A 22,302-nucleotide genomic window follows, 5' to 3' on the forward strand; every position below is an offset into this window, starting at 1 on the left:
ATGAGGTGCATTGATGAGTAAAGTTCAAGAAAAATATCAAATATCTCCTATCTTTGTTTTCTTCTTAATTCACGGTGCACAATTTGGAGCTGGCGTTCTCGGCTTCGCTCGAATTATAGCAAAAGCCGCCGGATACGACGGCTGGATAGGAGTTCTCCTCACAGGAATTATCATTCATATTCTCATCTGGATGATGTATTATTCATTAAAAAATACAGAAGGAAACTTAATTGATTTACACAAACAGATTTTTGGAAAATGGATTGGAAATGGTATTAGTCTCATCTTTATGGCTTATTTTTTTATTGTAAGTATTTCTGTCGTTCGAACCTATGTCGAAATTATTCAAGTGTGGATGTTTCCTAGCGCATCCACCTGGATGCTCACTTTCTTTTTATGTTTAATAAGTTATTACATTATTTCATCAGGATTCCGCGTCATTACAGGAATTTGTGTTATTTCCGTTGGTGGAACATTAGGTTATCTTTTTCTAAGTCTTTTCATTTTGAAATTCTCACATTGGGATAATTTACTTCCAATGTTTTCACATTCTTTTACAGATATTTTGAAAGCAGCTCAACTATCCATTTATAGTATGACAGGATTTGAAATTTTCCTTATGGTTTATCCGTTTGTTAAAGAACCAGAAAAATCCCATAAATTTGCACAATATGGTGCATTATTCTCTAACTTCTTATATTTATTTAGTACCATTCTCGCTTTTACATTCTTTAGCGAAAAACAACTACTCAAAACAATTTGGTCTCAACTGTCCATGACACAAGTTATTAAGCTTCCTTTTATCGAGCGACTTGAGTATATTGCTATTTCCGGTTATGCTCTCGTTATTATTACAAGCTTTATTCTACCTTTATGGGCCGCTACTCGAGGAACACATGAAATCTTTCGTGTAAAACAACGAGGTATTTTAATTGCATTTATGCTTATCACCTTAGTTGTTTCACAACTTTTAACAAATAGGCATGATATTAATGATTTTATTAGCAATACATCTAAAGTTAGTTTTTGGCTTATATATGTATACATCCCAATTCTATTTATTATTGTGTGGGTGAAAAAAAAATGGAAAAAACCAAAAGAAAATTAATACTTCTTATTTGCATCAGTGTCTTCAGTCTAACTGGTTGTTTACAAAAAAATATTATTGATGATGTTCAGCTCATTCAAGGAGCTGCCTTCGATACAGCAAAAGATAATAAAGTAAAAGTTACATTTGTTTGTCCCATACAAAAAAAGGGAAATAAAGTTCAAGTTTATGAAGGAACAGGAAACGCAGTAAAACAAGTAAAGGCAGATACATCTTTGGAATCTTCGCAACCGTTCGCAAGCGGGCAAATGCGTGTTGCCTTATTCACAACAAAGATTGCTAAAAAAGGATTATCAACTTCCTTTGACACATTAATTCGTGATGTGAATATTGGTAACTCACTGTATGTTGGACTATTAGAAGGCAGTGGTACTGAACTATTTAAAGGAAAATATAGTACCTCTTACAATGTTGCGATTTATATAAAAAAAATGTTAGAACATAATATGGACACTGGGCCATTGCCAACTGACAATTTATATTTAGGTGCCTTCAGGTACTACCGTGAAGGACAAGATTCTTATATGCCTATCCTAAAAAAACATGGAGATAAAATAAAAATTACTGGTATTGGTCTTTTGAAAAAGGATAAGTTGGTCGGAACAATTAAGTATCACGATATGTTTGTTTTCAAAGGACTGCTAGAAAAGCACCGCTTGGACTCACATGAATTTAAAACAAATCCTGGCTATGCAATGATTAATAACATTCGTTCCGTTCCTACCTACGAAGTAAACATAAAAGATGGGAAACCTTCTTTCTATATTCACGTTAAGATGGATGCTCGTATTCAGGAGCTTTCTAGAAAATTTAATTTAGAAAACAAAAAAAATACAACAAAAATAGCCAAATCAATCGAAAAACAATTAGATGCAAAAGCTACAAAACTAATTAAACAGTTTAAATCTCTAAATGTTGATCCTCTTGCACTAGGAGCAAAATATAGACAACATTATCGCCCATTCAAATTAGAAGAATGGAGACAAATGTATAAAGATGTTCCGGTTCATATAAAATACACCGTAAATATTACAAATTCTGGTGTCATTGAATGAGAAATGATTGAACTCCTCTCTCCAGCATGATACAACGGAGAGAGGAGTTTTTTATTATCAAATAGAGAGAGAAGATATTTATGGGGGAGCTTATGTCTAAAAAATTAGTAAAGCCTATTTTAAATGGTATTTTATTTCTCGGTGTCTTTTTATTTGCTCATACATACTTAAAAAATGTTTCCTTCACACGTTATTTACTTGTCGTTATACCAATGTTACTCGTCGGTATTTTTGGCATCGATCTTATTTTATCCCTTTTAATAAAAAAAGAAGAATAACAAGCGAACATCTTATTTCGATAAGATGTTCTTTTCATTTCATAATCACCTTATGTTACAATGAAATTCGGCAGAAAACGAGAAAGGATGAAACAACATGGCAAACGAAAAAGGTTTAGATAAAGGATTCGAACTTGTTGCAAAAATGCATGAAGAGTTCGGACATCCTGTGAAAAATACTCCAACAAAACTAACAGAAGAGCGTGCAAAAATTCGTGCAAGTTTTATGCAAGAAGAGCTAGAAGAATTTCTAGAAGCAACGACTGTTGAAGATCAATACGATGCACTGATTGACCTTATTTACTTTGCATTCGGAACGTTTGCCGAAATGGGCGTACGTCCTGATAAAGGATTTGAAATTGTAAATAACGCAAACATGGCAAAACTATTCCCTGATGGAAAACCCCGATTCCGTGAAGGCGATGGCAAAATTCTAAAACCAGAAGGCTGGCAAGCACCAGAACCACAACTTCGTGCTGAAATCGAACGTCAGCGCAAAGAAGCTGAAAAAAACTGCTAGGATTTCCTAGCAGTTTTTTATTATGTCTTTTTTCTGCAATTCATTAATGACCCACGTGTCCCGCGTGTCCTGCTGCTCCACTAATGCTAGCTGCTCCTGCCGCTGCCCCTGCTGCTCCTGCTCCAATTCCACCTGCCCAAGGAGAAGATTGTTGCTGTTGATATTGTTGGTATTGTTGGTGCTGTTGGTGCTGTTGACTATGTTGGCCTTGATGACCGTGTTGACCGTGGTGACCTTGGTGACCTTGGTGACCTTGGTGACCTTGGTGACCTTGGTGACCTTGGTGACCTTGGTGACCTTGGTGACCTTGGTGGCCTTGGTGGCCTTGGTGGCCGTGATGGCCTTGATGACCTTGATGGCCTTGATGGCCTTGATGGCCTTGATGGCCTTGATGGCCTTGATGGCCTTGATGGCCTTGATGGCCTTGGTGAGTTTGATAAAGAACAGCTTGCGGATGAATGTGGTGGTGACCGTGGTGATGTACTTGTTGTTGATGACCGTGGTGACCTTGGTCATGATGGTGTCCATGATGACCGTGGTGACCTTGGTGATGATGATGTCCATGATGACCGTGGTGACCTTGGTGATGATGATGTCCATGATGACCGTGGTGACCTTGGTGATGATGGTGTCCATGATGACCATGTTGGCCTTGATGATGGTGATGTCCATGATGACCGTGAACAACTTGCGGATACCCACCTATTCCTCCAGCTACAACACCCACTCCCGGTACCGGGAATCCTGTCTGCACTCCTCCAACGAAAGAAGGAAATGTAGTTGGTGCTCCTACTGGAAATCCTGTCTGTACGCCAGCTACTGATGTCGGAAATCCTCCTGTTACTGTAGGCATTCCACCCCCTGATGTCGAAAAGCCCCCCATTGATGTAGGCATTCCAGTTTGCATGCCAGCTACCGATGTTTGGAACCCTCCTGCTGCTCCACCCATCCAGCTCGGAATTCCACCGTATCCTTGTTGGCCAGCCCCTCCCATTAACATCATTTGTTCATAACTATCCGATTCACCTCCGAAGAAGCCATGTGGTGCATTATTGTCCATCCCTTTCATTCCTTTCACCTCTTCTACTCAATTTAGCCTACCTTTTTTATCATATTTCCTATAGAAAAATAGGTGTTTGTCTGTATGGGAATTCCGCTCTTTTATTTATACGTAGTGGAATAATTGAAAACTTAGACTAAAGTGATCCAGAGATTATTTTCTACACAAAAAAGCTCAGAGCATAAATGCTCTGAGCTTTTATTTAGAATGAATTAGTTTGCAACAACGTTAACAAGTTTTCCAGGAACAACAATTACTTTACGAACTGTTTTCCCTTCAATTTGGTCTTGAATTGCTTCAAGTGCAAGTTGTTCCATTTCTTCTTTTGATGCGTCTTTACTCATTGTTAGTTTTGCGCGAACTTTACCCATAACTTGAACAACGATTTCAACTTCATCTTCTACAAGTTTAGACTCATCAAATATTGGCCAGCTTGCATATGTGATTGTTTCATTATATCCAAGTTTGCTCCATAGCTCTTCCCCGATGTGAGGTGCAACTGGTGCGATCATTTTTACGAAACCTTCTACATATTCTTTCGGAAGTGTTTCAGCTTTGTATGCATCATTGATGAATACCATCATTTGAGAAATCGCTGTGTTGAAGCGAAGCTCTGCATAGTCTTCTGTTACTTTCTTCACTGTTTGGTGGTAAGCTTTTTCAAGCTCTTTATTTGGTGCGTCAGTAATTTTCTCACTTAATTCACCGTTATCTTGAACGAATAGACGCCATACGCGGTCTAGGAAACGACGAGCTCCGTCAAGACCATTTTCAGACCAAGCGATTGAAGCATCTAATGGTCCCATGAACATTTCGTATAGACGAAGTGTATCTGCACCGTGGCTTGCTACGATATCATCAGGGTTTACAACGTTACCTTTTGATTTACTCATTTTCTCGTTGTTTTCACCTAAAATCATACCTTGGTTGAATAATTGTTGGAACGGCTCTTTCGTTGGAACTACACCGATATCGTATAATACTTTATGCCAGAAACGAGCATATAGTAGGTGAAGTACAGCATGCTCTGCTCCGCCGATATAAATATCAACTGGAAGCCATTGTTTTACTTTTTCAGGATCTACAAGTGCTTCGCTATTGTTTGGATCGATGTAACGTAGGTAATACCAGCAGCTACCAGCCCATTGTGGCATTGTATTTGTTTCACGACGACCTTTTTTACCAGTCTCAGGATCAACAACATTTACCCACTCGTCAATGTTAGCAAGTGGTGATTCACCTGTACCTGAAGGACGGATGTTTTCTGTTTTCGGAAGAACTAATGGTAATTCTTCTTCCTTCACAGCTGTCATTGTCCCATCTTCCCAGTGAATTACCGGAATTGGCTCACCCCAGTAACGTTGACGGCTGAATAACCAGTCACGCAGACGGTACGTTACTTTTTGATTTCCTGCGCTCGTTACTTCAAGCCATTCAATCATTTTTGCGATTGCTTCTTCTTTATTTAATCCATCAAGGAATGCTGAGTTTACGTGTGCACCATCACCTGTGTACACTTCTTTCGTAATATCTCCGCCTTTTACAACTTCCTTCATCGGAAGATTGAATACTGATGCGAATTCATAGTCACGCTCATCATGAGCTGGAACTGCCATTACGGCACCTGTTCCGTAAGTTGCAAGAACATAGTCAGCAATCCAGATTGGTAATTTCTCACCGTTTACTGGGTTAACTGCGTAAGCACCAGTGAATACACCAGTTTTCTCTTTCGCAAGTTCTGTACGCTCTAGGTCACTCTTCATTTTTACAGCGTTAATGTAAGCTTCTACCGCTTCTTTTTGTTCTGCTGTTGTAATTTCTGCAACAAGTGCATGTTCCGGAGCTAGTACACAGTATGTTGCACCAAATAGTGTATCAGGGCGCGTTGTGAATACTGTGAACTTCTCGTCTGTACCATCGATATTGAAGTGTACTTCTGCACCTTCAGAACGACCGATCCAGTTACGTTGCATATCTTTTAAGCTTTCTGGCCAATCAAGCTCATCTAGATCTTCTAATAGACGATCTCCGTAAGCTGTAATTTTTAACATCCACTGTCTCATCGGACGACGCTCAACTGGATGTCCACCACGCTCACTCTTACCGTCAATGATTTCTTCATTTGCAAGTACTGTACCAAGTGCTGGACACCAGTTTACAGGTACTTCATCAACGTAAGCTAAGCCTTTTTCAAATAGTTTTAAGAAGATCCATTGTGTCCACTTATAGTAGTTTGGATCTGTTGTATTTACTTCACGGTCCCAATCATAAGAGAAACCTAGTGATTTAATTTGGTTACGGAACGTATTAATATTATGCTCTGTAAATTCAGCTGGGCTATTTCCAGTATCAAGTGCATATTGCTCTGCTGGAAGACCAAATGCATCCCATCCCATTGGATGAAGAACTTTATACCCTTGCATACGCTTCATACGAGATAAAATATCTGTCGCTGTATAACCTTCTGGATGTCCTACGTGTAGGCCTGCACCTGATGGATATGGGAACATATCTAGTGCATAAAATTTTGGTTTTTCTGTCTCATCTGGCGTACGGAATGTTTTATTCTCTTCCCAGTACCCTTGCCACTTCTTCTCAATATCTTGATGATTAAAGCTCATGAGATACCCTCCTTGAAATTCTATTTATTTTCACCGCCCAAAATACAAAAAACCTCTCATCCCTAGAAAGGGACGAGAGGTTATAGATTCCCGCGGTACCACCCTAAATTAATGTAAAAATATACATTCGCTTAGATCCGTAACGTGGATTAACGGCAATTGCTACTATTAGTTTCACAACTGCAACTCAAAGGCGAGTTCATAACGAAACGTGGATTGACTTGCACCGACCGTCAACTCTCTAAACCAGCTTCTATTACTACTACTCCTTCTCACTGTTATTACACATATGAGTTAATGTGAACTACCCTCCACTTAGTATCTCTAAAAAGCTTACTTAAAGCGGGGCTTCTCGGTTAATCGTTACTTTTAATAACTAACGAATTCGTCTTAAGACAGCCGAGCTATTTCCCTTGTTCTAAAGGTTGTTTTATTTAAATATATTCTAAAACATGTTACATGTTCCGTCAAACTAAACTGCAATTTTTTCTTCAACTGTTTCTTCTACTTTTACTCGTTTATCATACATGCTCGTTGCTATAAGCGCTACTACAAGCATTACCATGATTGCTATAAACAATACTTCCATATTGTATAAATCAACAATCGCTCCGCCAACGACCGGCCCGAACATTTTCCCTACAGTCGCCGCGCTATTTACAACACCTTGATAAAAACCTAGTTTATCTTTTGGTGCAAGTATATTTGCAATCGTCGGAACTGCTGGCCACACAAATAATTCACCGATTGTTAATGTTACCATCGCAACGAGGAACATCGTAAATTGCTGCGCTTGACTTAACACAATGAATGACGCCGCAAAAATGAAGATTCCAATCATAATTTGCTGTTTTAAAGAACGCTTCATCCAGCGAATTAGCATACTAACAAGTGGCTGCGCACAAACAATCATAGCTCCATTTATCGTCCATAATAAACTATAATGACGAAGGCTAATATTCAATTCTTGCATATGTGTTGCAATCGCTCCTTGCCACTGTACGTATGTAACCCAGCATAAAGCATATGCTACACACACGATCAGAAGTGCTTTAAATCCAGGTGTAAGTGACCAACCTTTTTTCGTTTCGATTTCCTTTTGCACTCCTGGCTCTTTCTTGTCTTCCATACCACGGAATCCAATAAAAGCAATTAAGAAGAAAACAAAATATAAAATAAAATTCGCTAAGAAAATATAATCAAAACGATATGATGCAACTAATCCACCACACGCTGTTCCAATCGCAATACCAACATTTTGTCCAACGTACATCGCATTAAATGCCCGTCTTCCGCCCTCTGGCCAAACCGTACCAACCATCGCATACATCGATGGGAAGACCATTCCAGAACCGAAGCCGATTAACGCTAGCCACACAACATATAACGGCCAACCGTGGAAGAACACAAGACCTAAAATTGATACAAGTGTAATAACAATTCCTACTAAAGTTGATTTATAACCGCCCCATTTATCAAATAAAACACCGCCGAGCAAGTTTCCGATTACACCAGTAAGCGAGTTGATCATTAATACCATTCCGGCCACAGATAAAGATTTTCCTAGGTGATCATGCAAATAAATTGTATTAAAAGGCCATAAAAAAGAAGCACCCGTGACATTAATAATCATCCCAGCTACTAATAGCCATACTTTCCTTGGCATAGTTTCCCCTCCTATTCTATTTTTTTCGTTCATATATATAACAGTAAAATTGTAGTCGTTTTTAAATAGGAAGGCAACTGATTAATAGTTGATGAAATTCAGATAATGGTTCATCGGTAAATGAAATTATACTGATCCCTGTTTGAAAATATATTGACTTACCGACAAAAACGACATCAGTAACAATATATAAATAAGGGGAGACTGTATGAAGTTCATACAGTCTCCCCTTATTTATATTATCCAACTTCTTTTTCTCGCTTCGCACGTTCTTTAGCGCTCCATTTAAATATTTTATCTAATACGGAATATATTCTCCCAGATTCTTTCGTTAACAAAGGTCCTAACGATGCCAATATTAAAACATACAGGGCTGAGAATGGTTTAATCGTTGCCATTAAGCCGCCCGCAATTCCAATATTCGCGACGATAATGGAAAACTCTCCGCGTGATACAAGTGTTAAACCAATATTCGTAGAAGCCTTATGCGATAATCCCGCTTTACGCCCCGCAACCATTCCAGCGGTAAAATTACCGATAAGAGTAATAAAAACTGCTCCTAATGCCAACCACACTGCTCCTCCAAGTGAAAATGGATCTATACTTAAACCGAAGCTGAAAAAGAATATAGCTCCAAAGAAATCACGAAACGGAACAACGAGCTGTTCAATTCGATCACTATGCTCCGTTTCTGAAAAGACGAGTCCTAGTAATAATGCTCCAATCGCCTCTGCAACATGAATCGTTTCTGAAAATCCTGCTACAAAGAACAAAATAGCGAATATTACAATAATAAAAATTTCATTGGACGAAATATCTAACATTTTATTTAAAAACCTTGTAGCTTTTCTAGCAACTACAAAGAATAGTAACATATACCCTACTGCGATTAAAATGGATGTGAGAGCACCTACAAATGACGTTGCCCCTCCGAGTACTAATCCTGAAACGACTGATAAATATACCGCTAAAAAGATATCGTCAAACATAATGATTCCTAAAATTAGTTCCGTCTCTTTATTACCAGATCTTCTTAAATCAACAATTACTTTCGCAACAATTGCACTCGATGAAATTGTTATGATCCCAGCAATAATTAATGTTTCTAATAAGGGGAAACCCATTATATATCCGTAAAGTAAACCTAATATAAAATTAAGCGATATATGAACAGTTCCCCCAAAAGCAATTGATTTTCCTGATTTAATTAATTTTTTAATTGAGAATTCTAAGCCTAAATAGAATAAGAGGAATATAACGCCAACACGGCCAAGGAAGGAAATAACTTCTCCGCTTTCAATAAATCTTAAATCGATAAGCCCTAAATCTGGGGCATGAGGCCCCACTAGCATACCGAGTATAATGAGAAACGGAATAATCGAGAACTTTAACTTTGCAGCGAGAATAGCTGCAAAAGCGACTAATACTAACGCAGTCCCAACTTCAAAGATTAAAGTATCCATCGATTATGAATCCCCTCCTACTGAAAGCAACTCATTAATAATTCTTTTTACTTCATGTCTTTCACCTGATAATACAAGCATATCGCCAGCTTCAATGATAGAATCTGGGCCTGGATTAAAGAACTTCTTCATATTCTTTTTCAAAATGGCAATAATCGTTACATTATATGTGTTTCGGACATGTAAACTACCAATTGTTTTTTGTACGACTGGTGCATTATTTTCCACCTTAAACCACTCAATTGATAATCCTTCAAAGGCCATTTCAATCGTATCTAAAGCTTGTGGCCTATACACCATTCCGCCCAATATAGCTGCAATTTGTCTCGCTTCAGAATCACGAAGAGAGACGCTTGAAATACTCTCCTCATGATCAGCATCAAAATGGTACATTTCTCTTCGGCCATCATCATGAATAACGATAACCATCTTTTCATTACCTTTTGTAATCACTTCAAACTTACATCCAATACCTGGCAGTTCACTCTCTCTAATATTCATATTTTCCGCCTCCTAATTTTTTTAGTTACGGCTTTTATAAATCGACATCAATCTCCGTTTTAAAGGTCTCATCCTTTGAGATACCTAAATACTTTAGCGTCTCTGATGGAGTCGCGTGATGAAAATGTTTTTGCAATAGCGCAATCGCTATCCCTCTTTTGTACGCATGAAATCCAAACGTTTTTCGCATTGAATTCGTTCCGATCTTACCAACAACTCCAACTGCTTCTGCAGCATTATGAATTACACGATACGCTTGTTGGCGCGTAATTGAATTTGGCGTTTTATTAGATTGAAATACGTAATTTTCTCTTTTAACGCCAATAGATTGTACGTAATCTAAAAGCGCTTCTTTTACTTTTGTATTTAAATAAATATCTTGTTTAAATTTTTCATCTTTCACAGGAAGAGAATAAAACTCTTTAACAGTCCCGTCTTCATTTAATACATCTTCAAATTTCATGCCAAGTAGTTCTGTAATTTTTAATCCTGTGTTAATTCCAATAACAAATAAAAGATAGTCTCGCTGGGAGTGCTCTTTTAAATATTTTTTCATAGCCTCAATTTGGCTTATATCTTTTAATGCCTCTACAACTTCCATACATGTATTCTCCTCATCTTATGAACGGTAATTTTCTCATCATGTTGTCCATTTTACCTTATCATGCTATGAGATTTCCATGTATTATCCATTATTTTCACAATATACTTTTGTGATCCAAGCAATTTTCAATTTGGAAATTTACGATTGTACAAATACGTTGTGGTTAGAAAAGAAATAGGGGATAAAAGTTCAGCTTCTTTCTATAGATTGGATTCCTCCTTTCCTTATCCAGCTGCTTCTACTTTTATATTACGTTACTTATTTACATTATATTATATATTTCAGTAACATTAAAGTATTTTTTCTGAAAACAATAAAAACCGAGCAATTTCGCTCGGTTTTTTATTAATCTTCTTTCGGAAGAACAATTCCTTTATACAATTGAACTGTAATAAGGTAATAAATCGTGTAAATAACTACGAAAATTACGATTGGTATCCAAATACGGAAGTACGGATCGACTAAAATAAATCCGAAAATATTCATACCAACTAATACGTGAGCGATACCCACAATTGCTGGGAATAAGAATACTAAGAATAACTCTTTATAAATTGATTTCGTTAATAATTCACGGCGTACACCGATTTTACGAAGCATTTGATAACGCGTAATATCTTTTGATGCACCAGAAAGAATTTTGAACATAAGACAGCTTGCCATCATTGCTAAGAAAGCAATTCCAAGGAAGAAGCCCATAAACACTGTTCCGCTCGCAACACCGTAGAACATGTCATACACTTGATATTTACTACTCATTTGCTCAGCTTTTACATTTTTATATTTAGCTAGCTGCAACTCGTCAATTTTTTCCCATTCTTTTGTGTATGCTACGAAATCGTCTGTTTTTCCAGTAAATACGATTCCTTCTTTACCATTTACAGTATCGTACATTTTTTGATCTACAACTTTAATGGCACGATCTTGGTATATATAATATGGTTGGATTGTTCTAAATGCCTCATCCCATTCTTCCGGCATTGTTTTTTCATTTTTATCTTGTTCTGACCTCACTCCTGCTACTGTACCTACTGGAGCTTCTCCTGAAACTTCTTTATATTTACCGAAACTTTCTTTACCTACACCATCTCGAATAAATGGCTTATGTTTCTCTAAATCTTCTTTTACATAATAAATATATTTGTCGTCTACTTTATAACGGTACTCAGCTTTATTTTTAAATGATATACCATCTAAAATTTTCTTCTCTTCAGCTGTAGGATTATGAACAATTGAATCGTAAATTTCAAATCCATCAACCGTTTTTATAACGTTATTTTTAAATGCCATACCACCTGAAATTGCACCAGCTCCAAGAGCAACTAACATCGCTACTGTTGCAAGTACCTTTGTTAAGCTATTAATACGGAAATTTAATTGTGCAAATGTAAAAGCATTAAGTCCTTTTTCACTACGCTTTTTATTACTCTTTAACTTTTTAATAATAACTGGAAGGAGTGATCCAAATAGCATATAAGTACCTGCTGTTGTTGTAACTAATGCAATAAGGATTCCCATTTCTCTTAATGTTTCCATATTAATCATAGCTGCATAACCAATACCTAATAAAATAACCGCTAGGAATGCAACTAAACCTGTCATTTTTCCTTTTACCACAACACGTTCTGTTTGTGCATCTGCATGTACAAGTTGCAGTACAGAAATACGTGATAATTTAATACTGTTCATAATTGCTGATAATACAAATAGCGCAAAGAAGAAGATGCAAGTAACAGTCATAGATGGCAGGTAAAATGCTTTATAGCCTTCACCAGCAAATTCTAATTGTTTCATTAATAATTGTCCGATACCCTCTGCAAGTCCTACACCAACTGTAATACCAATGGCAAGAGACGCAGCGCCTAATACGATCGTTTCAATAAACATAAGTAATGTAACTTTATGCTTTTTTGCTCCTAGCATCATATACATACCGAACTCTTTTTGACGAAGAGATAATAAGAAAGAGTTCGCATATAAAATATAGAAGAACGTTATAATAGCTAGTAAAAATGAACCTGCTTGGAATACGAATCCAATTGATTGAATAACTGAGTTAGATTCGATAAACGCTTTATTCAGCGCTAACGTTTGGAACATGTAAAAAATTGAAATCGACATGACAAGACCGACAAGTAAGACGATATAATCTTTCAGCTTACTTTTCAGCCCCGACATGGAAAGTTTAAATAACATACTGGAACCTCCTTTCTTACGCTTTTTGTGTACCTAAATCTGCAAGTACATCTAAAATTTCTTTGTAGAACTCTTCACGCGTACCACCGCGATGAATTTCTTTATACAGCTCACCATCTTGAATGAATAAAATTCGCTGACAATAACTTGCACTATACGGATCATGTGTAACCATCATAATAGATACGCCTTGTTCTTCATTTAAGTTTGTCATCGCATCAAGTAAACTCGCTGCATTTTTAGAATCAAGTGCTCCTGTTGGCTCGTCCCCTAAAATAATTGCTGGCTCATGCACAAGTGCGCGCGCTGCTGCTGAACGTTGTTTCTGCCCACCAGATACTTCAGATGGATACTTTTGAAGAATTTCTGTAATCCCTAGCATACCCGCTACTTTTTCTACTTTTGGTCCAATGTTACGTGATGAAACACCTTGAAGAGAAAGTGGAAGTGCAATGTTTTCATAAATAGATAAGTTCTCTAATAAGTTGAAGTCTTGGAAAATGAATCCTAACTTTTGTGAACGAAAATCAGAAAGTTCACCTTGCTTCATTTTCGTAATGTCCGTACCCGCAATTTCAACAACGCCGCCCGTTGCTTTATCAAGCGTTGAAATTACATTTAACAATGTCGTTTTACCAGAACCAGATGGCCCCATAATTCCAACAAACTCACCCTCTTGAATTGAGAATGAAACACCTTTTAACGCATGTGATTGGTTCTCACCTTTTTTACCGTACACTTTTTGGACGTTTTTCACGTCTACAACTGGTTTCGTCATATATATCCTCCTACGCTTGTTTTTCCATTACCTATTTTGCGCTTTTTGGAAGTGAACTGCTATTTGTTAACATTACATTTACCTTACACTTTTGTAATATAAAAAAGATGAGTGTGTAAGGTTCGTTGATAAATGAAAATTTTATTAGCGATTCGACAAGTAATATCGACTTACCGAAAAAGATGACAATAAAAATGGGCTGTTCCACAAAAGGAACAACCCACTTCTCTCTTTATTTCTTTAAAGGTGTTACCGTCCAGTAAGTAACAACTCGCCAAATCCATTCTAGTGGACCCATTTTAAAGACCTTCATCCAAATTACGCTAAACAAAATTTGAATTGCATAAATTGCAATACACACATATAACGTCTGCATGTACGTTAAGTTTTCTGCAAAGTTAAATACACTGCCCGCAATTAAAATCATTGCAGTTTGTCCAATATAATTTGTTAAAGCCATTCGTCCATAATATTTCAGTGGTGCTAACAATGTTTGAACCGGTTTTAATTGAAGTAATAAAATTAAAGCTCCAACATAGAAAGCTGAAATAATAGGTCCTACTGTAACACCAATTTTTAAAAATTGGCCTGCAGCATTCATTGTTCCATCATCATTCTCAAGTATCATATTTATAAATGGTTCAGCAGGAACGTGCCCGTATTGATACCATACAGCTACGACACTTAAAACAAACATAACACCTGTAAAAATAGCGACTTTCTTTATATTTTGCGTGAGATTTTCAAATACACGATATTGTCCTGCAGCAAGCCCTAATAAAATTAAGCCAAGTGGTAATAACTCTTTAACTCCCATTACACTGAAGGTAATTGTCAAAATAAGTCCTAGTACTAAGTTCACTTCTTTTTTCGCTTTATAAAACGGTAAAACGATTAACCCGCAAATTGCGTATAACGCTAATGCTTCTCCAGGCTGAAACATGTGATGAATTAAACCAAAAATAAATAATGCTACTAAGCGACGTAAAAATAAAACATAGCCATTTTTCCCTTTCGCAATCGCTCTTGAAATAAAGATATAGAATCCCACTCCAAATAAGAATGAGAAGATTGAGAAGAAACGACCTTCTACAAATAAATATAAAAATCTTTGATAGCTAGCATCCACTGTATTAGGATCTGGAATTTTAATGTTAAGTAGTGCGAGAATATTTACTAAAATAATCCCTAGTAGTGCAAAGCCACGAATGTAATCTAACTCATCAATTCGCTTGTTTGTAATATTGTTCCCCATAAAGCAACTCCTTGTATAAAATTTAATCCTTCCTTACTCTACTGGAGAAAGTTGCTCACAACTATCGACAAACCTTACAGTAATCTTACATTATTGTCATATAACAAAATAAAACCAGGTCATATTTCGACCTGGTTTACTCTGATTGTTTCGATTTTTGCGGTTGTCCTTTTTTACTATTACGCTGTTTTACTTGAACAATCGGATCAAGCTCATTCGAAAATTCAGCGTTATGTCCATTTTGCGTTTTTTGCTCTGGATTATTTTGATCTGAACGTTTCGCCATTACATTCACTCCTTATTAGTGCGGTGTAATAATCATTTGATGTTGCAATTGGCGAATTGCCATACGTGCTCTATTTAACTGCTCACGTTGCTCATCATTCGCATGTTGTTGCATCGTTTGTAAATCGTTATATGCTTGTTCTAATTGTAACTGCGCATCCGAATACTCCATCGTATTGTAATGCTCTTGTCTCATACCTTGGTCTAATTGTTCTTTCGCATATTCCACCGCTTGTTCCGCTTGTGTAATATACGATTCAAGTGATTGACGCTCTGCCATAATTGTCCCTCCTTGCTTCAATTCCCCTTTAGTGTGTCCCTTCCATCTCTACCTTATGAGTATGTTATAATGGATTTTGTTTCATTTTGACTCGGCTTAGGAGGGAAAGTAATGAAGGTTCAAAACCCTTTTCCATATACAAACGACAATAAACGTTATCATACATGGAATTACCATTTACGAAATGAATTTGGTGAAAAAATCTTTAAAGTTTCATTAGATGCTGGCTTCGATTGCCCGAACCGGGACGGTACAGTTGCTTACGGCGGTTGTACATTTTGCAGTGCTGCCGGATCTGGTGACTTCGCTGGTGATCGCCGCGATGATGTTATAACGCAATATCATGAAATGAAAGAAAAAATGCGCTCAAAGTGGAAAGACGGAAAATGTATCGCTTATTTCCAAGCGTACACAAATACACATGCACCACTTGAAGTTTTAAAAGAAAAATTCGAACCGCTTCTAGCAGAAAAAGACGTTGTCGGTCTTTCTATCGCGACTCGTCCAGATTGCTTACCAGACGATGTCGTTGAATATTTAGCGGACTTAAATAAACGCACATACCTTTGGGTTGAACTCGGTTTACAAACTGTTCACGAACGAACTGCAAACCTTATTAATCGCGCTCATGATTACCCATCTTACGTGGAAGGTGTAAATAAATTACGTAAGCATGGCATTAGAGTTTGCTCTCATATTATTAATGGTCTTCCACTTGAAGATTACGACATGATGATGGAAACAGCTCGTGAAGTAGCAAAGCTTGACGTACAAGGAATTAAAATTCATTTACTTCACTTATTAAAAGGAACGCCAATGGTGAAGCAATATGAAAAAGGACAACTCGAGTTCCTTTCTCTTGAAGATTACGTAAGTCTCGTTGTTGACCAACTTGAAATGATTCCAGAAGACGTAATTGTGCACCGCATCACAGGTGACGGTCCGCCTGATTTAATGATTGGCCCAATGTGGAGCTTAAATAAATGGGAAGTATTAAATTCCATCGATGCAGAATTTGTACGCCGCGGAAGCTGGCAAGGAAAATATGCAAATGAGGAGAAACAAAAATGAAATTAGAACGTGTATTACCGTTTGCTCGCTCGCTTCTGCAAACGGCAGTAAAAGAAGGCGATTACGCTGTAGATGCAACTTTAGGAAACGGCCATGACACTTGCTTCCTAGCTGAAATCGTTGGAGATAGCGGAAAAGTATTTGGATTTGATATTCAAAAAGAGGCAATCGAAAGCTCAACAACTCATCTAAAAGAAAAAGAACTTTTTGAACGTACTGTTTTAGTTCACGATAGTCACGATACTCTTCTATCCGTATTACCAGAAGATGCAAAAGGAAAAGTAACAGGCGCAATTTTCAACTTAGGTTACCTTCCAGGCGGAGACAAGCATATCGTTACAAAACCGAACTCAACAATCTCAGCGATCGAACAACTATTAGAAGTAATGGCACCTGAAGGTATCATCGTTCTTGTCATTTACCACGGACATCCAGAAGGACAAGTAGAACGCGACGCTGTACTTACATTTGCTGAAAAACTAGACCAAAAACAAGCTCACGTACTACGATATGGCTTCATTAACCAGCAAAATAACCCGCCATTTATTGTGGCGATTGAAAAGCGATAAAGTGAAACTTTAATCAGTGGGGGCATCCCCACTGATTATTAGTTGAACCAATCGGGCATTTATGGGCAGTTTATCTCCCACCTAACCTCTTTGCTCCAGGCGAATTTTAAGGTGGGAGTTTTACTGCCCGTTAATGCGGGGGAATATATCAACGATTTTTCAATTATATCTATCGTAACTCGGGATATATCAACGATTTTTTCGATATATCTATCATAACTTACAATATATCAACGATTTCTCGGATATATCGATTGTTCGACAAAACATAACAAAAAAAGACGTGCATTCACTGCACGTTTTTTTGTTATCCTCCTATATAATGGATATATACAATCTTAAAGGAGATAAACCAATGATCGGAATACTAGCAGGAATGGGGCCAAAATCAACTGGACCATTCGTCGATACAGTTGTAGCAAGGTGCCAAACAATATACGGAGCAAAGCATGATATGGACTTTCCTCATATGATGATTTATTCGTGTCCAACACCGTTTTACATGGATCGCCCTATTGATCACGGAGCGATGAAAAAAGCGATTATTGACGGAGCACAAAAACTTGAAAGTACTGGCGTAAGCTTTATTGCCATGCCGTGTAATACGGCGCATCTTTATTTTGAAGAATTACAGCGTTCGCTTTCTATCCCGATTTTAAATATAGTCGATGAAACGTTACAAGCAATTCCTGAAAATACAAAAAGAGTCGCTCTTCTCGCAACAGAAGCAACTGTTCAAGCTAGGATTTACCAAGATGGGATTGCAAAGCGTAATATAGAATACATTCATCATGAAAAATGGCAGGAAAGCATTAATCAAATTATTACTTGCATTAAATCTGGAGAGATTGAAGAAGCTCGCGAATTGTGGAATACGCTCGTTTTACAACTGAGAGATGAAATAGATACTGCAATTATCGCATGCACTGATTTGAATGTAGTGGCTAGTGAGGATTTTGTTGATTCCTCTCAATGTCTTGCTGATGCTGTTGTTGAAATGTATTTATCAAATAAGAAGAAACATTTATAAACGTTGAAACCCCTAAAAACTTTTAACTTTCTTCACAATTCTTTCAAAGTAATCACACTTAATCTCGCTATATTAAATAAGTAGTTATTCATATAGGGAAGGTTAGGGGAACTGAAAGTATGAAAGTAAATCGTTCGCTTCATTACATTTTTTGGCGTTGGCATTTTTATGCTGGACTTTTTATTACGCCGCTTCTTATTACTTTGTCACTGAGCGGAATTGGGTATTTATTTCGGGAGGAAGTTGAAGATTTCATCTATAAAGATTTATATTTTGGAAAGAGCGCTCAAACAGAATCTATTTCGATGGCTGATTCTATTTCCTTAACAGAGAAAAAATATCCACATTATAGCGTGGCGAAAATTAGTGAGTTTAATGGGGATTATAATACGAGACTTACGATTGCAAATGAGTATACTGGGCAACAAAAATATGTGTATTTAGATAGTAATAATCAAATTGTTGGGGATCAAAACGCAAGTGAAACGTTTGCCAATATCATGCGGGAATTACATAGTTCTCTTTTAGTTGGTGGCACTGTCGTCAACTATACTGTAGAACTTGCGGCATGCTGGACAATCTTTTTAATTGTAACCGGATTGTACATGAGTATACGCCAATTCAAAAACACACCATCATCCAATAAGCGAGAAAAGGCAAAAAGACGTCATTCTATTATCGGTATTATATTTACAATTCCTCTCTTTCTGCTAATCGCATCTGGATTGCCATGGTCAGGATTTATGGGGAACCAAATTTATAAAATTGCATCTTCTAATGAATCACTCGGATATCCAAAATTGTACATGGCACCGCCTGAATCAAAGGTAAAAGAATTGCCGTGGGCAACAAGAAAAGAAGCTCCTCCTGAATCGAATTCAAATGAACCGAAAGCAATTTCTGTCGATGAATTACAAAAAGGAATTGAAATAAAGAAGCCATATGTTATTTCACTACCAGCTGATCCGAAAGGTGTATTTACTGTTTCGAAATCGAGCGGTTCTGGTATTACAGGGATGCATGTTGCACCAAGTGAAGAGATAACAGCTTACTTTGATCAATATAGCGGGGAACTCATTTCAAAAACGGACTATCGTGATTATGGATTACTTGCACAATGGTTCACTTACGGTATCCCACTTCACGAAGGACATTTATTCGGATGGCCAAATAAAATATTATGCTTACTAACGACATTATCTCTATTACTTCTTATTTATTACGGAGTAAAAATGTGGTTAGCAAGAAAGCCAAAAGGAAAATTAGCAGCACCTCCAAAGCAAAGAGATAAGAAAAGCGTACTCGTTTTCTTTATCATGATGGTTATATTAGGCGCTTTCATGCCTTTATTCGGACTATCTGTTTTAGTTATTTTTGCGATTGAACTTCTCATATATGTATTTTCAAAAATACGATCATAATAAAAAGAAAACCACTCTACATGAGTGGTTTTCTTCATCACTGCGCCATTTTCTTTCGGTACATCTTCCCGTTCCAATAGAAGAATCGTGAAGTGAGGCCTCCGTACTTTACAATGCGCCGTGCCATTTTGTGCATATTCTTTTGTGCTGATACTTTTTGATCTGATAAATAAATACCAAGTAATCCTCGGCTTATAAGACGATGAAACTTCGCATGAGGCAAATCACCAATGCTCTTCTCTGCTTCTTCTACAAAGTGTTTCATACGATCTAATATAGCTTGCTCGTTTTCATAATAACTACAGAAATTCAAATCCCCGCCTATACGGTCTTCTTCTTGATCGATGAAATAATCAAGTAAGATATGAAGTCCTTGTACGTAAGGGAAGTACCCTTGTCTAATTTTCGCAATATCTTCATCATGTAATTCATCATGAAATGCATATGCTACAAGACAGAAAATTCCAAGTGTAGAACCGGCACATGCTGAAAACTCAAACCAACTCATCTCAGGTAAGTTTTCTTTATGTGCTTCAAACCAAGTTTTCAGGCGCGGCTCTCTTTCTTCTAACTTCACGTGTTTATGAATTTGCAAATCACAATAATAACAAGCAAGTTCATGCAGAACAGGAGCAATTTTTTCATAGTGCTTCGTTTTCTTTAAAACATCTTGGCACGTTTCAACAAGTTCATCTAAATAACCACCATCATCTTGATCATCACGATAACGATAATAATTACCGCCACCTTCCACTTCAGGTGATAGTGCCATTAACATTGATTCATGTAGAGCGGCAAAATCATTCGGATCAAGTGATGTACTGCGATCACATAAATTATCTAAATAGTCACTGATTGTTTGATACGCTACGATAAAACGAATACATTCCTCTCGGTGTTCATTTGCTAGCAGCGATAAAATGCCACCACCCTCACAATGAAACGTTTTATGCTCAATACTTGCGATTGCCTGACTATGAAGCTCATCATTCGGAATATGGTAGGCACGCTCTTTCCACATCGCTAGCTCATGGTGTACAACCGGAAACACATCACGGTATACTTTCGCCATGAGCGTTATGGGATTACTCGGTACGTTCACTTCTTCCTTCATCTCCTCTATTAAATGTACAAATAATGATTTATTTGTTTGTTTTTACTATATTATTGACATGCATTTCAGTAAATGACTGAATATAATTCAAAATTTCATCACGCTCATACTCATTTAATAACTCATGATAACAATTCGGCCATTCTTTATATGCCTTATCACTTATTTTAACATTATCAAACCACATGCGGACACGTGTTTTATCTACAAGTTTATCCTCACATGCTTGCATTAGCAAGAGCGGAACATCTGGAAAAGCATCTATTTTCTTATGAGCAATTTCAATAGACTTAATCAATTCACTATACCAACGCACTGATACTTTGCGCAAGAACAATGAATCATTCTCCATTGCATCTCTCACTTCATGATTCCTTGTTGACATTTCCACCGTAAGATTCGTTGCAAATTGCAATTTTGGAGCCACAACATTTAATATTTTTGCAGCAAATTGAAGCGGAGCAGAGGGCCCAGTCACTACCCCTAAACAAGGCGAACTCAAAATAATACCATCTACATCTTCTCTCTTCGTTTCTTGCATCATACGAATGACAATAAGACCACCCATACTATGACCGAATAGAAAAATAGGTAACCTATACTTTCTTGCTTCTTTCACCCATAATTTAACTTCCTCTATGTATTCATCAAACGAATCAATATGTCCTCTATTTCTTGAAGTCGTTCCATGTGACGGAAGGTCCCCCATCACGACGTGGTAGCCGAGATGATTCCACATTTCCGCAACGGCTTCGTAACGTCCGTGATATTCCATTGCGCCGTGCACGATAACAATGACAGCTTTCGCTTCCTCTGCTTCATAATTCCACATATGGACCTCCTCCATTTCACTCTTTCTCATAATTTGATACACTAAAACTAGTCTCTAGGAAAGGAAGACTTTACATGATATATCCTTACAAAGAAAAAAATCCGAAAATTGCGAGTAGTGCTTTTATCGCTGACTATGTTACGATTACAGGCGATGTTTCCGTTGGCGAGGAATCAAGTATTTGGTTTAATACAGTCATCCGTGGTGATGTGTCAGCAACAATCATTGGAGACCGAGTAAATGTACAAGACCAATGTACACTCCACCAAAGCCCTCAGTATCCTCTTATTTTAGAAGATGATGTTACAGTTGGGCATCAAGTTATTTTACATAGCTGTCATATTAAAAAGGATGCTTTAATTGGAATGGGATCCATTATATTAGATGGTGCTGAAATTGGCGAAGGAGCTTTTATCGGTGCCGGAAGCCTCGTTTCACAAGGAAAGAAAATTCCACCAAACACGTTAGCTTTCGGTCGTCCCGCGAAAGTCATTCGTGAATTAACAGAAGAAGACCGTAAAGATATGGAGCGTATTCGTACGCAATACGTTGAAAAAGGTCAATATTATAAATCATTACAGAAGTAAATTTCCGC

At 37.3% G+C, this 22,302-nt stretch carries 22 protein-coding genes and 1 other annotated feature; of the genes, 9 read left to right on the top strand and 13 right to left on the bottom strand.

Features of this window, described 5'->3' with window-relative positions:
* Nucleotides 1-13 precede the first annotated feature (13 nt).
* From BCG9842_RS23490 to BCG9842_RS23505, 4 genes are all read left to right on the top strand, one after another.
* On the top strand, nt 14-1,108 hold the full coding sequence (locus BCG9842_RS23490; protein WP_000049049.1) for a spore germination protein: 1,095 nt from the start codon (nt 14-16) through the stop codon (nt 1,106-1,108).
* A complete protein-coding gene (locus tag BCG9842_RS23495; protein WP_000416067.1) occupies nt 1,084-2,163 on the top strand; it encodes a Ger(x)C family spore germination protein in 1,080 nt (359 codons plus the stop codon). The genes BCG9842_RS23490 and BCG9842_RS23495 overlap by 25 nt, the downstream gene beginning before the upstream one ends.
* Before the next feature lie 92 nt (nt 2,164-2,255).
* A complete protein-coding gene (locus tag BCG9842_RS23500; RefSeq protein ID WP_000038780.1) occupies nt 2,256-2,441 on the top strand; it encodes a hypothetical protein in 186 nt (61 codons plus the stop codon).
* A 97-nt stretch (nt 2,442-2,538) separates the two neighbouring features.
* On the top strand, nt 2,539-2,961 hold the full coding sequence (locus BCG9842_RS23505) for a hypothetical protein (protein WP_001262632.1): 423 nt from the start codon (nt 2,539-2,541) through the stop codon (nt 2,959-2,961).
* Between the two features lie 43 nt (nt 2,962-3,004).
* On the opposite strand, the gene BCG9842_RS23510 is transcribed toward BCG9842_RS23505, so the two are convergent.
* The 11 genes from BCG9842_RS23510 to BCG9842_RS23560 form a co-directional block, all read right to left on the bottom strand.
* Complete coding sequence (locus BCG9842_RS23510) at nt 3,005-4,030, bottom strand: hypothetical protein (protein WP_000677550.1); 1,026 nt, start codon at nt 4,028-4,030, stop codon at nt 3,005-3,007.
* 203 nt (nt 4,031-4,233) lie between these two features.
* On the bottom strand, nt 4,234-6,642 hold the full coding sequence (gene leuS / locus BCG9842_RS23515) for a leucine--tRNA ligase (RefSeq protein WP_000009438.1): 2,409 nt from the start codon (nt 6,640-6,642) through the stop codon (nt 4,234-4,236).
* 65 nt (nt 6,643-6,707) lie between these two features.
* Nucleotides 6,708-6,927: a binding site (T-box leader), on the bottom strand.
* Between the two features lie 187 nt (nt 6,928-7,114).
* On the bottom strand, nt 7,115-8,308 hold the full coding sequence (locus tag BCG9842_RS23520) for an MDR family MFS transporter (protein ID WP_001137549.1): 1,194 nt from the start codon (nt 8,306-8,308) through the stop codon (nt 7,115-7,117).
* A 239-nt stretch (nt 8,309-8,547) separates the two neighbouring features.
* On the bottom strand, nt 8,548-9,771 hold the full coding sequence (locus BCG9842_RS23525; RefSeq protein WP_000380177.1) for a cation:proton antiporter: 1,224 nt from the start codon (nt 9,769-9,771) through the stop codon (nt 8,548-8,550).
* A 3-nt stretch (nt 9,772-9,774) separates the two neighbouring features.
* Nucleotides 9,775-10,272, bottom strand: a complete 498-nt coding sequence (locus BCG9842_RS23530; RefSeq protein ID WP_001026053.1) for a cation:proton antiporter regulatory subunit — start codon at nt 10,270-10,272, stop codon at nt 9,775-9,777.
* 34 nt (nt 10,273-10,306) lie between these two features.
* Nucleotides 10,307-10,873, bottom strand: a complete 567-nt coding sequence (locus BCG9842_RS23535; RefSeq protein ID WP_000454200.1) for a tyrosine-type recombinase/integrase — start codon at nt 10,871-10,873, stop codon at nt 10,307-10,309.
* A gap of 348 nt (nt 10,874-11,221) precedes the next feature.
* Nucleotides 11,222-13,072 carry an FtsX-like permease family protein gene (locus BCG9842_RS23540; RefSeq protein WP_000897785.1) on the bottom strand — a complete coding sequence of 617 codons (1,851 nt, stop codon included), beginning with the start codon at nt 13,070-13,072 and terminating at the stop codon, nt 11,222-11,224.
* 16 nt (nt 13,073-13,088) lie between these two features.
* Nucleotides 13,089-13,850 carry an ABC transporter ATP-binding protein gene (locus tag BCG9842_RS23545; protein WP_000165855.1) on the bottom strand — a complete coding sequence of 254 codons (762 nt, stop codon included), beginning with the start codon at nt 13,848-13,850 and terminating at the stop codon, nt 13,089-13,091.
* Nucleotides 13,851-14,082: 232 nt separating this feature from the next.
* On the bottom strand, nt 14,083-15,105 hold the full coding sequence (locus BCG9842_RS23550; protein WP_000527711.1) for a DUF418 domain-containing protein: 1,023 nt from the start codon (nt 15,103-15,105) through the stop codon (nt 14,083-14,085).
* 136 nt (nt 15,106-15,241) lie between these two features.
* The gene (locus tag BCG9842_RS23555; RefSeq protein WP_001129340.1) at nt 15,242-15,391 is read right to left on the bottom strand and encodes a hypothetical protein; all 150 of its coding nucleotides are present in this window, start codon (nt 15,389-15,391) and stop codon (nt 15,242-15,244) included.
* Nucleotides 15,392-15,406: 15 nt separating this feature from the next.
* Nucleotides 15,407-15,670, bottom strand: coding sequence for a YtzC family protein (locus BCG9842_RS23560; RefSeq protein WP_000840869.1), 264 nt, complete (start codon nt 15,668-15,670; stop codon nt 15,407-15,409).
* A gap of 111 nt (nt 15,671-15,781) precedes the next feature.
* Here BCG9842_RS23560 and BCG9842_RS23565 point away from each other — a divergent pair, with 111 nt between their 5' ends.
* The 4 genes from BCG9842_RS23565 to BCG9842_RS23580 all read left to right on the top strand — a co-directional run bounded on the left by BCG9842_RS23565 (nt 15,782) and on the right by BCG9842_RS23580 (nt 19,761).
* The gene (locus tag BCG9842_RS23565) at nt 15,782-16,741 is read left to right on the top strand and encodes a TIGR01212 family radical SAM protein (RefSeq protein ID WP_000868035.1); all 960 of its coding nucleotides are present in this window, start codon (nt 15,782-15,784) and stop codon (nt 16,739-16,741) included.
* Nucleotides 16,738-17,310, top strand: coding sequence for a class I SAM-dependent methyltransferase (locus tag BCG9842_RS23570; protein WP_000764475.1), 573 nt, complete (start codon nt 16,738-16,740; stop codon nt 17,308-17,310). Before BCG9842_RS23565 ends, BCG9842_RS23570 begins: the two co-directional genes overlap by 4 nt.
* Nucleotides 17,311-17,665: 355 nt before the next feature.
* Nucleotides 17,666-18,340: an aspartate/glutamate racemase family protein gene (locus BCG9842_RS23575; protein ID WP_000579346.1), complete on the top strand. Its 675-nt coding sequence runs from the start codon at nt 17,666-17,668 to the stop codon at nt 18,338-18,340.
* A 119-nt stretch (nt 18,341-18,459) separates the two neighbouring features.
* Nucleotides 18,460-19,761, top strand: coding sequence for a PepSY-associated TM helix domain-containing protein (locus BCG9842_RS23580; RefSeq protein WP_000867809.1), 1,302 nt, complete (start codon nt 18,460-18,462; stop codon nt 19,759-19,761).
* 37 nt (nt 19,762-19,798) lie between these two features.
* Here BCG9842_RS23580 and BCG9842_RS23585 read toward each other — a convergent pair whose 3' ends face one another.
* Nucleotides 19,799-20,863: a tetraprenyl-beta-curcumene synthase family protein gene (locus BCG9842_RS23585; protein ID WP_001102476.1), complete on the bottom strand. Its 1,065-nt coding sequence runs from the start codon at nt 20,861-20,863 to the stop codon at nt 19,799-19,801.
* Nucleotides 20,864-20,903: 40 nt separating this feature from the next.
* Nucleotides 20,904-21,707 (bottom strand): alpha/beta hydrolase, encoded by an 804-nt coding sequence (locus tag BCG9842_RS23590; RefSeq protein ID WP_000267427.1) that lies wholly within the window; start codon nt 21,705-21,707, stop codon nt 20,904-20,906.
* Nucleotides 21,708-21,781: 74 nt separating this feature from the next.
* Here BCG9842_RS23590 and BCG9842_RS23595 point away from each other — a divergent pair, with 74 nt between their 5' ends.
* Nucleotides 21,782-22,294 (top strand): gamma carbonic anhydrase, encoded by a 513-nt coding sequence (locus BCG9842_RS23595; protein ID WP_000640205.1) that lies wholly within the window; start codon nt 21,782-21,784, stop codon nt 22,292-22,294.
* The last annotated feature ends 8 nt before the right edge of the window (nt 22,295-22,302 follow it).

Origin of the sequence: Bacillus cereus G9842 (assembly GCF_000021305.1) — a bacterium.
GTDB classification, from domain to species: Bacteria; Bacillota; Bacilli; order Bacillales; family Bacillaceae_G; genus Bacillus_A; species Bacillus_A thuringiensis_S.